We start from the raw sequence: 13,349 nt of genomic DNA, 5'->3' as shown, positions 1-13,349 counted from the left end.
GGAATGATACGATAAGATGCTTTTTTTACTATATGATTACTAATAAGCTACTAAGGTATTACTATAGAATCAATTATTAATGCCATGGTGAAATCCAGAAACACTACTATCTACGGTTTTAAAGGTATAGCCAAGGGATTGATAATATTCAATGATCGCAGGTAAGGCTTCTACACTTTCTTGGGATCCTGGATGATCATGGGTTAGCATCATCAATGGAGATGCCCCGCCATAAGATGTTGCCTCTTGAATCAAAGATGCACTCGGCAAAGCCGAATTTCCATCGCCGCTGCTGGAATTCCAATCATAATATTGATAGCCTCTTTCTTGAACTGCTTTTGCTAAGCGTGTCATTAACCCGGGGACGTTTGAAGAAACCGTGTTACTACTGCCTCCAGGGAAGCGGATAATGTTTGGTGTCAAGCCGGTTTGTTGTTTCACAACATCACTTATGTTTTGTAAATCTTTAAAATAAGCGGATTCGCTAGCATAAAGAGCTCCATAATCATGTGAATAGGTATGTAGTCCAATGGCATGGCCTTTTTGATATGCTGTTTTGATATAGCCAAGATAGGAAGGGCATTGCGCTGTAACAAAAAAGGTCGCTTTTACATGATAACGGTCTAATATTTCCAATACCTTTGGTGTGTTTGCACTAGGTCCATCATCAATTGTTAAATAGATGATTTTTCCAGATGTTTTTTCTTGCACGATGACGGTACGATTTATTTCTGTCCTATTACCGGCTTTGTCTATTGCCTGATACGTTATGCTATAACGTCCGGGTTGTTTTGCGTCAAAGTTATTTTTATTTATGGTAAAGTTAATCTTACCATCACGATCATCAATTGCTTCTACGCCTTTTTTGAAGTCAGGCTTCTCACCTTTTTGGATGGTCATATCTAAAATTCCGGTAAAAACAGGTGGCTGTGTATCTTTTTTTAGAATATTTGCAACAGCCTTTACCGTTGTCTGGTTTCTTCCTTCATCTTCGACGATGATTTGAACGGTTTGTTTGCCAAGTTTTGTAAAGGAATATGCTTTTGCAAAACGAGCTGTTGTTTTCGTAGCATCATCAATTTTTTGAATAAAATCCTCAGGTGCTACCTTATCACCGATGCTTATTTTTTGATCTTGCGCTACTACAACAGGTGGTTTGCTGTCTTTTACGATATAATCAAGGGTGAATGTATGACCATCTATAGTATAGGTTATTTGATGATTGCCAAGTTTTGTCGTGTCGATGTTTGTTTCTACATGTACATCCTGAAGTGAACCATGATCGATCTTTTTGATGAAAGCTTTTGCAGAATAGGTTTCTTTCACTTCCAGAGTTATCGGGTTCTGCGTAAAGTGAATACGTGGCATACACAACCATATATAGCCGGCAACGGATAGAACAATGATTAGTAAAGCACAAAGAAGAATGCACAGGTAACGTTTTTTCTTTAAAGTATTTTTCATTTTTTCCACTCTTTTCCTTACCATTATAGCATAGCATGGTTTTAATTGAAAAACACACTAAAAATTTGATTATCCGCTAAAACGCTGTATCTATCGGCATTATCAAGGAGCTAAACACATCAAAATACTACTAATTTACTACGATTGAATGAGCCTTGATACGTCCTATTTCCCAGATATGCAAAGATACGGTACAGCACATCAGTATTGAAACAAGAAAAATTGAATACTTCATAGACTACGGAACGCACAATATCAGCGTTCCTTTTCTATTTCCAGCCGTTCCTAGTGGACGGCTATTTTACTACCAAAATGAAAGGAGCATTTAGAATTATGAAAAAGATATTAAAACGATTGTGTACGGGCTTCCTTGTTTTTGCGACTGTCGTTACCGCTTTACCGAGTACGGCGGTTCATGCGTCAGGTACGCAGTATTGGACGGAAAGTGATGAGCGTGTCGGTATCGTTGAAAAAGTAATGAATGACGGTTCTATCAGTTCAACATTCAATGAGGGACACATGAAAGTTGAGGGCGAGGACGCTTATTGTATCGACATCAACACCGACTTTCAAAATGGCTACAAGACTAGAGCTGACGCAAGCTCACGCATGAGTGCCGACCAGATAGCCGACGTTGCGTTATCTATTGAATATGTAAAGCAGTATGCAAAAAACCACAGCGGTTTGAGTAGCCAGCACAACTACTTATTAAGACAGTTGGTTGTCTGGCAAAGATTGAGCGTTCATCTTGGCTGGCAATGCGATAACGTGCGAGCTTCCTATGATGAAATCTCAAAAGCCGTACAAGATGAAGTATTCGCAGGAGCAAAAGCCTTTGTGAAAGAAAACAAAGGACGTTATGACTGTGGCGGATATATCTATTCTGGAGAGGGTCAAGAGTTAGGGCAATTCTGGGCGAAGTTAGCTGTCGGAAATGCCAAACTTCAAAAGACTTCCACCAACGCCAATATTACAGACGGCAACGGGATTTACTCTATCGCTGGTGCAACGTATGGTGTGTATTCTGATAAAGACTGCACGAAACAGCTTGCCACTCTTACGACAGATACCAGCGGAAATACAGAAGCCGTTGAAGTAAGAGCCAGTACAGTATATATCAAGGAACTTTCTGCACCAGCAGGATTTAAAATTGATAAAACTATTTACAGTTTGAGTGTGGAGGCTGGAAAGACGGCAACCTTGAAAGTATCTGATACTCCAAAGGTAACAGATACCTTGATTGAGCTTTTCAAGATTGACATGGAAACACAGAAATCCAATCCACAAGGAAACGCTTCTTTAGAGGGAGCAGAGTTTACATGGAACTTCTACGCTGGCTACTACAACAAGGATAATCTTCCTGCCAAAGCAACTCGTACATGGATAACAAAGACTATCGCTGAAAAAGACAGAGACGGTGCTATCCATTACATTACTCGTTTAGCTGACAAATATAAAGTATCTGGGGACAGCTTCTATACGCAGGACGGTAAAAACGTACTTCCATTAGGAACACTAACTGTTGAGGAAACAAAAAGTCCGTCGGGTTACTTGTTAGAGGGTGCATATATGCAGGCTGACGGTAGCGAGGAACAGATAAAAGGAATGTATCTGACACAGATTACAGAGGACGGTGACCTTGCCGTATTATCTGGAAGCAATCAATACCATGTTTCTGATAAAGTCATTCGTGGCGGTGTGAAAATCCAGAAACGAGATTTAGAAACCAAAGACACGAAAGCTCAAGGCGGTGCGACTTTGAAAGATACCGCCTTTGAAATCATTTCCTTAAATGAGAATGCCGTCTTAGTTGAGGGCAAGTTATACAAGAAAAATGAAGTGTTAATGACAATCCATACCGACATTGAGGGTATCGCTTCTACTTCTCCTGACCTATTACCTTACGGAAAATACAGATTGTCTGAACAAAAACCGCCAGAGGGTTACTTAATTAGCGGTGCAAAGCCGATTGATTTTGAAATCACAGAGAATGGAAAAATCGTTGATTTGACTGACGAAGCCCACTCTATCTATAACCAGATTAAACGTGGCGATATTGAGGGCGTAAAAATTGGTGCAGGTTCGCACAAGCGTCTTGCAGATGTTCCGTTTAGGATCACAAGCAAGACGACGGGCGAAAGTCATGTTGTTGTAACTGATGATAACGGACAATTCTCTACTGCTTCTGCTTGGGCTTCCCACAAGCACAATACCAATGCAGGAAAAACAAGCGAGGACGGTGTGTGGTTTGGTACTTCTGAACCAGACGACAGCAAAGGTGCTTTGCTTTATGATACCTACATCATTGAAGAATTACGTTGTGAAAGCAACAAAGGCTTCAAACTTATTCCACCGTTTGAGATTGTCATTTCCAGAAATAAGGTTGTGGTTGATTTAGGTACGCTGACTGATGAATACGAAAAAGAAATCACTATCCATACTACCGCTACCAGCAAGGACGGCGAAAAGACTATTCTTGCTGGGAAAGACGTAACTATCATTGATACAGTCGAATTAGACGGTCTTATCAAAGGGACAAAGTATCAGTTGAAAGGCTGGCAGATGTTAAAAGAAGAAAATGCAGAGCTAATCATCAATAACAAGCGTGTGGAAAATGACTATACTTTTGTTGCTGATGATGAAGCTATGAAAGTGGAAATCGTCTATACTTTCAATGCGTCTGCTCTTGGCGGTAAGAACCTTGTAACCTTTGAGGAATTATACGATTTAAGCAATTCAGAAGAACCCGTAAAAGTTGCGGAACACAAGGACATTGAGGACGACGGACAGACAGTGCTTATCACAGAGCGTATCATCAAAATTCATACGATAGCTACGGATAAAGACGGCAAGAAAGAGATTGAAGCTGGAAAAGACGTAACTATCGTTGACACAGTCAAGTTAGAGGGCTTAGAAGTCGGTACGAAGTATCAGCTTGTGGGCTGGCAGATGTTAAAAGAAGAAAATGCAGAGCTTATCATCAATGACAAGCGTATTGAGAATGACTACATCTTTACGGCTGACAGCGAAACTATGGAAGTTAAAATTGGGTTTACCTTTGACGCTTCCACTCTTGGCGGTAAACAGCTTGTAACTTTTGAGGAATTATACGATTTAAGCAATCCAGACAAACCTATCAAAGTTACGGAGCATCATGACATTGAGGACGACGGACAGACAGTTACTATCAAGGAAGTACCAGAAACACCTACCCCAGAAGAACCAGAGAAGCCAACCACACCAGATACACCTACGAAAACAGACAGCCCCAAAACGGGCGACAATACAAATATCCTTGCCTTTGCAATTATGATGTTTGTTTCTGCTGGTGGTCTGGCTGGTACATACTTTTTCAAACGCCGTAAGATGAAGAAATCATAAGGCGGTAGCTGTATGAGAAAAGAAAAATCACGCTCTCCGCCGTAGCTTAGATAGGCAGACTATACCTATTCTGGCTTGTCTGCCGATTACCTGCAAGAACACGGATAGTCAAGGGTGCGTTAGCATTTATTTACCCTTTACTATCTGGGGGCTTGCTGGTACTTTCCTAAATGCCAGAATACACACATCAATCAAACTTAAAGAAAGAAACGAGGTAAAACAATATGGAATTAAAATATATCGTGCCGAATGTGGCACAGACTTTTGGAAACTTGGAATTTGCAGGGGAAAACAAAGTAGACCAGCAACGTATCAATGGGCGTTACACTCCCGTATCAAGAAGTTACAACTTGTATTCGGATATTCAGAGAGCCGACGACATTATCGTTATATTGCCTGCAAAAGCTGGCGAGAAGCATTTTAAGCAAGAGCAGAAAGTAAAACTGATTAACCCACGCATTACCGCAGAGGGTTACAACGTCAAAGGACGTGGATTTACAAACTACATTTTAATGGCTGATGATATGTTACCAGCAGAAAGCAAATAAGGGGGTATTTGATTATGAGATTAGCAAATGGAATTGTATTAGATAACGAGAAAACTTTTGGAGTATTGAAATTCTCTGCACTTCGACATGAGGTGCGTGTAGAAAATGAGGACGGGACGACAAGCGAGGAAATCAAGCGTCGTACCTATGATTTGAAATGTAGTGTGCAGGAACGCATGATACAAGTGTCAATTCCTGCCGACGTTCCCGTAAAGGACTTTCCTTACAATGAGGAAGTGAAGTTAATCAATCCCGTAGCTGATACGGTGGCAAATGCCAACTTTAGAGGGACTACGGTTGATTGGTATATCAAGGCTGATGATATTGTATTGAAGAACAAAGGCGGTCAGGCTGGAAATACACAGAACCATGCTCCGCAGGGACAGCCGAAAAAATAAAGCAATATCATTGAAAAAAATAAATGGCACAGTTATAATTTATACCATATATGTAAATTGAAAGAGAGGTACAATCTATGACACCAGATAAGATATTACAATATTGTCTTAATAACTTGGAAGGTACTGTTTTAGTAAATAGCTGGGGAGAAAAAGGTATATTTTACAATCCTAATAATACGCTTAAACGTGGGGTGTATATTCTTACTGTTAAAGAAAAAGACGGCGAGAATGATAAAAGCTCTAATCTTGATAGAGAAAACATATACCGTGTAAATATGGGGTTGAGAAAAAATACATTTGTAAATATGTTTGGCGGTATCCCTAAGCGACCAATAAAAGGCGGTATCGTAGAAATGGAATATGATTTTACTTCCAGCAATCAACTAATGCCACACCCTATATACGCATGGATGGGCTGGGTCTGTATTTTAAACCCTACAGAGCAAAAATTTGAAGAATTGAAACCACTTATTCAAGAAGCCTATGAATATGCAAAGGAAAAATTTAAGAAAAGGAAGATATAAGTATTAGAATTTGCAATGATATAATGTGGATATATTCGGATATTCAAAGAGCCGACGATATTTAAAAACCCTATGTTGGTAGTAACTGATATAGATAAATCAGTTGAGTTTTATAAAAAGGTTTTTGGACTTCATGTCATTATGGATTTTGGAGCAAATAAAACTTTAACAGGTGGCTTAGCCTTACAGACAAGTGAAACATACAAAGAGTTTATCGGTACAAGTGATATTTCTTTTGGTGGTAACAATTTTAAAGTCTATTTTGAAGAAGATGATTTTGATAAATTTGCTGATAGGCTGAAAGAATATGATATTGAATATGTCCACCCTATTATAGAGCATTCATGGGGACAGCGTGTAGTCCGCTTTTATAACCCAGATAAACATATTATCGAAGTTGGAGAAAACATGAAGATAGTGTGCAAGCGTTTCTTAAATAGTGGAATGACACCAGAACAAGTTGCAGAACGTATGGATGTACCTATGAAATTTATAAATGCTTGTATGCGATAAATTCTTGTTTGTGGAAGTCAATAAATACAAAGATAAATTAGAATTTTTGAGAGGGTAAATTATATGGAGAAGTATTTGAGAGAAACACCTATGTTAAACTTTTCAGATGTCAATATACAACATTTAATAAGTGATAGAGAATGGAAAGATGTTGATATATACAATCGTATCAAGCAGATATACAATTTTGTTCGTGATGAAATTTTATTCGGATATAATGTGGATGATAGTATTTCGGCATCAGAAGTTTTATCTGATGGATATGGACAATGTAATACAAAAGGAACGCTTTTCATGGCATTACTTCGTGGAGTAAATGTCCCATGCCGAATACATGGATTTACGATTGATAAAAAATTACAAAAAGGTGCAATGACTGGCATTGTATATAAAAATGCCCCTAAAAATATTTTTCATAGTTGGGTAGAAGTTTATTTGGACGGAGTATGGTATGAACTTGAGGCATTTATTTTAGATAAAGAATACCTCTCAAGATTACAGAGCATAAATGCTACTTGTATAGGTGCTTTTTGCGGATATGGTGTTGCTGTAAAAGATTTCCGCAATCCTGTAATTGATTTTGAGCGAAACAATACTTATATTCAAAGCGAAGGAATCAGTCAAGACTTCGGAATATATGATTGCCCAGACGATTTACTTAAAGAACATCACCAAGAAATGTCCGTATTTAAAGCCTTTCTATATAGAAATTTAGGCAGACATTTAATGAATCGCAATATAAGAGAGATAAGAAATGCTGATTGATAAATTCCAGTTTGTAAAAGTCAATAAATCCAAAGATAAATTTGAAGTTAGGAGACTAATACTATGAAAGGATTTGAACGCAAAAACCAATTATTTTCTCTTTGCGGATTGAATTGTGGACTATGCCCTATGCTTTTGGGAAATTACTGTGGCGGTTGTGGCAATGGTAATCAATCATGCAGAATTGCGAAATGTAGTCTTGAACATGGAAAGATTGAATATTGCTATGAGTGTAAGCAATATCCATGTGAAAAATACCAACACATTGATGATTATGATATTTTTATTACGAGCAGACGACAAAAAGCAGATTTAGAAAGAGCGAAAAACATAGGCATTGAGCAATATAATCTTGAACAGCAGGAAAAAACACAAATTCTTTCTTACTTACTTTCTAACTATAATGATGGGCGTAGGAAAACTTTCTTTTGTGTGACAGTCAATTTACTAGAACTTTCAGAATTGCAAGAAGCAATGAAACAAATACAATCCAATGACGAATTGACCTTACTATCATTTCAGGCACAATGCTTGTATGTGGTAGAGGTGTTTCAGAAGATTGCCAACAGAAGAAATATAAAACTGAAACTTATCAAGAAAAAGTGATTTTAAAATTTCAGTTTGTCAATTTTATATCCATACACACAAAGCAGTTAGTCTTAGGATTGACTGCTTTTTTCATACCTAGAAAGGAGTGATTGATTTATGAGAAAGATATTAAACAAAGGACACCGTATCAGAGCCAGCGACAAGAATCTTGTCTATCACTTTTCCATAGGAACGCTTCTGTTTGTATTTGTTGCGGTTCTCCTGCTACTGAATATAAAACAACTTATGTGTATCGATTGGGAATATTTCAGCTTATTAGACAATGACTTGACGATTTCCCCTTACAACTTCATAACCATACTGATAGCGACTGGTGTTTGTGCATTGGTCGCTTTTCTGTATTACCGCTTCTGTTATGACAGTTTCAAGAAGCTCCTGCACCGTCAAAAGCTGGCAAGAATGATACTGGAAAATAAGTGGTATGAAGCAGATACCGTACAAGACAGCGGTTTTTTTACTGACCTGCAAAGCAGATCAAGGGAAAAAATCGTCTGGTTTCCTAAAATCTATTATCAAATGGAAAAAGGACTGCTTCATATCCGCTGTGAAATCACATTAGGAAAGTATCAAGACCAGCTCTTACGGTTAGAGGATAAGCTGGAAAGCGGTTTATATTGTGAGCTGACCGACAAGACGCTCCATGACGGCTATATTGAGTACACCCTGCTTTATGATATGGTCGCAAACCGTATCTCCATTGATGAAGTGAAAGCAGAAAACGGCTGTCTTAGACTGATGAAAAATCTTATCTGGGAATATGACGCACTTCCTCATGCTTTGATTGCTGGTGGAACGGGTGGCGGTAAAACCTATTTTCTGCTGACGCTCATTGAAGCACTCTTGCAGACCAACGCAGAGCTTTACATCTTAGACCCTAAAAATGCAGACTTGGCAGATTTGGGGACAGTCATGGGAAATGTGTATCATACCAAAGAAGATATGATTGATTGCGTCAATGCCTTTTATAACGGCATGGTACAGCGTAGTGAAGATATGAAACAGCACACTAACTATAAGACGGGCGAAAACTACGCTTACTTGGGACTTGCTCCTCACTTCCTTATCTTTGATGAATATGTGGCGTTCTTTGAAATGCTGGGGACAAAGGAAAGTATCGGACTGTTAAGCCAGCTAAAGAAAATCGTCATGCTGGGACGACAAGCAGGATATTTTCTTATCGTTGCCTGCCAGCGACCAGACGCTAAGTATTTCAGCGACGGGATAAGGGATAATTTCAACTTCCGTGTCGGTTTGGGACGTATCAGCGAGCTTGGGTATGGTATGCTGTTCGGTTCTGATGTGAAGAAACAGTTTTTCCAGAAGCGTATCAAAGGACGTGGTTATTGTGATGTAGGAACAAGCGTCATAAGTGAATTTTACACTCCCCTTGTACCAAAAGGACATGACTTTTTACAGACCATAGCTTCTCTTGCATACGCAAGGCAGGACGGGACGGCGACGTGCGAAGCGAAAGGCGATGGAACGGACTAGCCGTTGCTGGTGTGGCGTCAGCCACGCCAGCAGATACAAGCCCCTCAGTATCTAACAGAGGGGCACAAATACATTGGAAACTGGTATAAAAAGTCTTGGAAGTCCGCATGGCATAAGGCTTTTTACAAGTTTCAGTCTTTTGTGATATGAGCCTTAAAATATCACAATTTCATAGATTGGGGGTATCGTAACTGAAAGATAATGATTTTTTAACCGTCTTGAAAGCGAAACGTAGCGATTACGGCGTATCGCAGACAAGACTTGCACTCATGGCTGGTATCAGCCGTGAACATTTAAACCGTATCGAAGCTGGAACGGTGGCACTTACCGAGGATATGAAAACAAAGCTGTTGGAAGCTGTTGAAAAATTCAATCCCGACGAACCGCTGTTCCTGCTGTTCGATTATGTGCGTATCCGTTTTCCCACAATGGATATTAAGCACGTTATCAAGAATATTCTGAAACTGAATATCGACTATATGCTCCATGAAGATTACGGGCACTACAAATACACCGAGCATTACTATATCGGGGACGTGTTTGTTTACACTTCACAAGATGAAGAAAAAGGCGTACTTTTAGAACTCAAAGGCAAAGGCTGTCGCCAATTTGAAAGCTACCTGCTGGCACAAGAGCGAAGCTGGTATGACTTCTTCATGGACGTACTCATTGAGGGCGGTGTGATGAAACGTCTTGATTTGGCAATCAATGACAAAGCGGGCATACTGGATATTCCAGATCTGACCGCTAGATGCACAAGTGAGGAATGTGTTTCTGTGTTCCGTTCCTTTAAGTCTTACGCTTCTGGCGAGCTGGTAAAGCACAACGAAGCTGACAAGGCAGGCATGGGACATACGCTGTATATCGGTTCTTTGAAATCAGAGGTTTACTTCTGTGTGTATGAAAAGAATTATGAGCAGTACGCAAAGCTGGGAATACCGATTGAGGAAGTCCCGATAAAGAACCGATTTGAAATCCGCTTGAAAGATGAACGTGCTTATTATGCCGTCCGAGATTTGCTGACTTATTACGACGCAGAAAGGACGGCATTTTCGATTATCAACCGTTATATCCGTTTTGCTGATAAAGAACCAGATAAACGAAAAAGCGAATGGAAAACCAATGCACGCTGGGCTTGGTTCATTGGCGAGGGACGACCACCTTTGAAATTAACTTCACAGCCAGAACCTTATACGCTGGAGCGTACATTAAGGTGGGTGGAAAGACAGGTAGACCCGACGCTTAAAATGCTGGAAGAAATCGCAAAGAAAACGGGTGTCGATTATCTCAAAGAAATAAGAAAGCATACAAAGCTGACAGAGAAACACGAACAGATAATTGCACAACAGACCGCTTCCCCAGAGGAAGTTATAGTAAAGTAAAGGAGCATGGAAACATGGAACGAATACTATTTGATTTTCTTTTCCTTACGCTTGGCATGGGGCTGGGCGTAATACTGATGTGTTTAATGCAGGCAGGAAAAGAAGCAGACAAAGAAATGGAACGATTAAAAGAAAGTGAGGACAAATAAATGAATTTCGGACAAAATTTATACACATGGTTTTTAAGCAACGCACAATCACTTGTGCTTATGGCTATCGTGGTAATTGGTATCTACTTAGGGTTTAAGCGTGAGTTTTCAAAGCTCATCGGCTTCTTGGTGGTTGCCCTTGTCGCTGTTGGATTGGTATTTAATGCTGGCGGTGTCAAAGACGTATTGTTAGAGCTGTTCAATAAGATTATTGGAGCGTAGCGAATTTCATTGTTATGACAATTTAGAAATGATATAATGTGGGTACGAAGAAACAGAGAAATTAGAATTTTATGGAGGGAAAAGGTAATGGCAAAAGAAAAGGGTTCGTTCAAAGAGTTTCTATCGGCAGTTGCACCAGAATATCAAGCATTTGTCGAGAAACTTAATAACAAACTTATTGAACAAGGCTGTGACCTTGTAATCAAGGAAGCAAAGAGCGGTTATGCTGCTTCATACCAACTAGAGAAGAAAACTGTAATGAATTGGGTGTTTCGGAAGTCGGGGGTTTTGGCACGTATTTACGGAGACAATGCTGGCAAGTATGAGGATATAATCGCTTCTTTGCCTGCTGAAATGCAAAAGAAAATGACTACTTCTCGTGACTGTAAGAGACTTATTGACCCTACTGCTTGTAGCGATACCTGTGTTAAAGGTTTTGTTTATACATTAAATGGCGATACACATAAAAAATGCCGTAATGACGGAATGTTCTTCCTACTGACAAACGAAACAGCGGAGCATATAGCTAGGTTGGTCTGTGCAGAGGTTACTGTGCGTAAGTCGGCTTCATAGCGACAGAATAGTTAAGTTCGATAAATTCCGGTTTGTTAGACTGTCAATTTTCAATTTTACAACTTCATACCCACATACAAGCGGTAATCTGAAAAAGGTTATCGCTTTTTTCATATCTAAGTTTAAGATTGGAATGATAGATTGAAAGATTTTTTTTAGGATATGCAAATAAAAAATGAAAGGACGTGATAACCTATGCAGGAATTACGAGTATTGCTGGAAACGAAACAACCGATAAATGATGAAATCCGTTCTGCTTGGTTTCTCTTGCCGATTGATGAAGAAGAATTGCAGGAACGATTAGGCGTGGACGCAGAAAGCGAGGACTATCGTATTCTGGAAAAAGAACTGCCCTTTGCTGATGATGTGGGCGAAGATACGACCATTGAACGATTGAATGATATGTACCGCACTTATGAAAGTCTGCCAGCGGATTTAAAGGAAGATTACGACGAGCTGATGTGTTATTTTACTAATCTGGACGAATTGCACCAGCATAGAAACGATATTATTCATTATTCATGGTGTAAGAACATGACCGACGTTGCCCGTCATTTGCTGGATAATGACCCTGCCTTTGCTTCCGTTGAAGAACGCACTACCCGTTACTTTGATTTTGAAGCCTACGGACAGTATCTTGACGATAACGGACGCTTTCTGGAAACGGAACACGGTATTTATGAAATACCGTAAAAGCGAGGTGGTGTTTTATGATTGAAGATATGGCGGTGTATATCGCTAATCTTGGAAAATACAATGAGGGTTATCTGGTAGGCGATTGGTTTCGTTTCCCCTTGAATGAGGAAGAAATCGCAGAGCGTATCGGCTTAAATGCCGAGTATGAAGAATACGCCGTCCATGATACCGACAACTTCCCTATGGAAGTATCAGAATACATTTCCATTGAGGAACTTAACAACATCTATGACATGATAGAGGATTTTCCCGACTATATCGTAGATTGTCTGGACGAGTTTATCTCTCATTATGGAAGTCTGGAAGAATTAGCAGAACATATCGACGAAATTTATCATTATCCCGATTGTGAAACCATGACGGACGTAGCTTGCTACTATATTGATGAATTGCAGATGTTGGGGGAAATTCCACCGCAGTTACAAAATTATATTGACTATGAAGCCTACGGACGTGATTTATCCATTGAGGGAACATTTATTGAAACAAGTAGCGGTATGTGTGAAATACCATATTAGAGCTGGAAGATCAGCAACGAGCATTGTTGCTTCTGACAGCTCATTTACATTTAAGGACAGTCTGAAACACGGCTGTCCTTTTCCAATTCAAAGAAAGGAGTTTTTCTGAACGT

Annotated in this window: 15 protein-coding genes; 14 read left to right on the top strand and 1 reads right to left on the bottom strand. The window is 39.5% G+C overall.

Annotated features, from left to right (window positions below; translation table 11 throughout):
* Window positions 1–69: 69 nt before the first annotated feature.
* The gene (locus EDD61_RS09095; protein ID WP_132225088.1) at window positions 70–1,464 is read right to left on the bottom strand and encodes a polysaccharide deacetylase family protein; all 1,395 of its coding nucleotides are present in this window, start codon (window positions 1,462–1,464) and stop codon (window positions 70–72) included.
* A gap of 333 nt (window positions 1,465–1,797) precedes the next feature.
* Between EDD61_RS09095 and EDD61_RS09090 the strand changes: the two genes are divergently transcribed.
* The 14 genes from EDD61_RS09090 (at window position 1,798) to EDD61_RS09020 (ending at window position 13,236) form a co-directional block, all read left to right on the top strand.
* On the top strand, window positions 1,798–4,845 hold the full coding sequence (locus EDD61_RS09090) for an SrtB-anchored collagen-binding adhesin (protein ID WP_132225086.1): 3,048 nt from the start codon (window positions 1,798–1,800) through the stop codon (window positions 4,843–4,845).
* 224 nt (window positions 4,846–5,069) lie between these two features.
* On the top strand, window positions 5,070–5,393 hold the full coding sequence (locus tag EDD61_RS09080) for a YdcP family protein (protein WP_132225084.1): 324 nt from the start codon (window positions 5,070–5,072) through the stop codon (window positions 5,391–5,393).
* 14 nt (window positions 5,394–5,407) lie between these two features.
* On the top strand, window positions 5,408–5,791 hold the full coding sequence (locus EDD61_RS09075) for a YdcP family protein (protein WP_131009575.1): 384 nt from the start codon (window positions 5,408–5,410) through the stop codon (window positions 5,789–5,791).
* A 77-nt stretch (window positions 5,792–5,868) separates the two neighbouring features.
* Window positions 5,869–6,318: a DUF6194 family protein gene (locus EDD61_RS09070; RefSeq protein WP_065987107.1), complete on the top strand. Its 450-nt coding sequence runs from the start codon at window positions 5,869–5,871 to the stop codon at window positions 6,316–6,318.
* 72 nt (window positions 6,319–6,390) lie between these two features.
* On the top strand, window positions 6,391–6,831 hold the full coding sequence (locus EDD61_RS09065) for a VOC family protein (protein WP_065987108.1): 441 nt from the start codon (window positions 6,391–6,393) through the stop codon (window positions 6,829–6,831).
* Window positions 6,832–6,894: 63 nt separating this feature from the next.
* Window positions 6,895–7,596, top strand: coding sequence for a transglutaminase-like domain-containing protein (locus tag EDD61_RS09060; protein WP_132225082.1), 702 nt, complete (start codon window positions 6,895–6,897; stop codon window positions 7,594–7,596).
* Between the two features lie 63 nt (window positions 7,597–7,659).
* Window positions 7,660–8,202, top strand: coding sequence for a DUF3795 domain-containing protein (locus EDD61_RS09055; protein WP_065987116.1), 543 nt, complete (start codon window positions 7,660–7,662; stop codon window positions 8,200–8,202).
* A gap of 99 nt (window positions 8,203–8,301) precedes the next feature.
* Entirely contained in the window at window positions 8,302–9,696 is a 1,395-nt protein-coding gene (locus EDD61_RS09050; RefSeq protein WP_065987117.1) for an FtsK/SpoIIIE domain-containing protein, read from the top strand.
* 191 nt (window positions 9,697–9,887) lie between these two features.
* The gene (mobT, locus tag EDD61_RS09045; protein WP_120136706.1) at window positions 9,888–11,078 is read left to right on the top strand and encodes a MobT family relaxase; all 1,191 of its coding nucleotides are present in this window, start codon (window positions 9,888–9,890) and stop codon (window positions 11,076–11,078) included.
* A gap of 14 nt (window positions 11,079–11,092) precedes the next feature.
* Complete coding sequence (locus tag EDD61_RS09040) at window positions 11,093–11,227, top strand: DUF3789 domain-containing protein (protein WP_021361465.1); 135 nt, start codon at window positions 11,093–11,095, stop codon at window positions 11,225–11,227.
* On the top strand, window positions 11,228–11,449 hold the full coding sequence (locus tag EDD61_RS09035; protein WP_006354966.1) for a hypothetical protein: 222 nt from the start codon (window positions 11,228–11,230) through the stop codon (window positions 11,447–11,449).
* A gap of 87 nt (window positions 11,450–11,536) precedes the next feature.
* Window positions 11,537–12,022, top strand: a complete 486-nt coding sequence (locus tag EDD61_RS09030) for a hypothetical protein (protein ID WP_021361464.1) — start codon at window positions 11,537–11,539, stop codon at window positions 12,020–12,022.
* 195 nt (window positions 12,023–12,217) lie between these two features.
* Window positions 12,218–12,715, top strand: coding sequence for an antirestriction protein ArdA (locus EDD61_RS09025; protein WP_132225080.1), 498 nt, complete (start codon window positions 12,218–12,220; stop codon window positions 12,713–12,715).
* 17 nt (window positions 12,716–12,732) lie between these two features.
* Window positions 12,733–13,236 (top strand): antirestriction protein ArdA, encoded by a 504-nt coding sequence (locus EDD61_RS09020; RefSeq protein ID WP_120136756.1) that lies wholly within the window; start codon window positions 12,733–12,735, stop codon window positions 13,234–13,236.
* Window positions 13,237–13,349 lie beyond the last annotated feature (113 nt).

The organism is Longicatena caecimuris (assembly GCF_004341945.1).
GTDB lineage: Bacteria > Bacillota_I > Bacilli_A > Erysipelotrichales > Erysipelotrichaceae > Longicatena > Longicatena caecimuris.
The sequence above is the reverse complement of the archived record's forward strand: the minus strand, read 5'-3'. Positions and strand labels throughout refer to the sequence as shown.

What these genes read in the sequence shown, in the direction of transcription:
- EDD61_RS09095 (WP_132225088.1), bottom strand. Translation starts at nt 1,464, where the DNA reads ATGAAAAATACTTTAAAGAAAAAACGTTACCTGTGCATTCTTCTTTGT.
- EDD61_RS09030 (WP_021361464.1), top strand. Translation starts at nt 11,537, where the DNA reads ATGGCAAAAGAAAAGGGTTCGTTCAAAGAGTTTCTATCGGCAGTTGCA.
- EDD61_RS09080 (WP_132225084.1), top strand. Translation starts at nt 5,070, where the DNA reads ATGGAATTAAAATATATCGTGCCGAATGTGGCACAGACTTTTGGAAAC.
- EDD61_RS09090 (WP_132225086.1), top strand. Translation starts at nt 1,798, where the DNA reads ATGAAAAAGATATTAAAACGATTGTGTACGGGCTTCCTTGTTTTTGCG.
- EDD61_RS09040 (WP_021361465.1), top strand. Translation starts at nt 11,093, where the DNA reads ATGGAACGAATACTATTTGATTTTCTTTTCCTTACGCTTGGCATGGGG.
- EDD61_RS09025 (WP_132225080.1), top strand. Translation starts at nt 12,218, where the DNA reads ATGCAGGAATTACGAGTATTGCTGGAAACGAAACAACCGATAAATGAT.
- EDD61_RS09070 (WP_065987107.1), top strand. Translation starts at nt 5,869, where the DNA reads ATGACACCAGATAAGATATTACAATATTGTCTTAATAACTTGGAAGGT.
- EDD61_RS09065 (WP_065987108.1), top strand. Translation starts at nt 6,391, where the DNA reads ATGTTGGTAGTAACTGATATAGATAAATCAGTTGAGTTTTATAAAAAG.
- EDD61_RS09050 (WP_065987117.1), top strand. Translation starts at nt 8,302, where the DNA reads ATGAGAAAGATATTAAACAAAGGACACCGTATCAGAGCCAGCGACAAG.
- EDD61_RS09060 (WP_132225082.1), top strand. Translation starts at nt 6,895, where the DNA reads ATGGAGAAGTATTTGAGAGAAACACCTATGTTAAACTTTTCAGATGTC.
- EDD61_RS09055 (WP_065987116.1), top strand. Translation starts at nt 7,660, where the DNA reads ATGAAAGGATTTGAACGCAAAAACCAATTATTTTCTCTTTGCGGATTG.
- EDD61_RS09075 (WP_131009575.1), top strand. Translation starts at nt 5,408, where the DNA reads ATGAGATTAGCAAATGGAATTGTATTAGATAACGAGAAAACTTTTGGA.
- EDD61_RS09035 (WP_006354966.1), top strand. Translation starts at nt 11,228, where the DNA reads ATGAATTTCGGACAAAATTTATACACATGGTTTTTAAGCAACGCACAA.
- EDD61_RS09020 (WP_120136756.1), top strand. Translation starts at nt 12,733, where the DNA reads ATGATTGAAGATATGGCGGTGTATATCGCTAATCTTGGAAAATACAAT.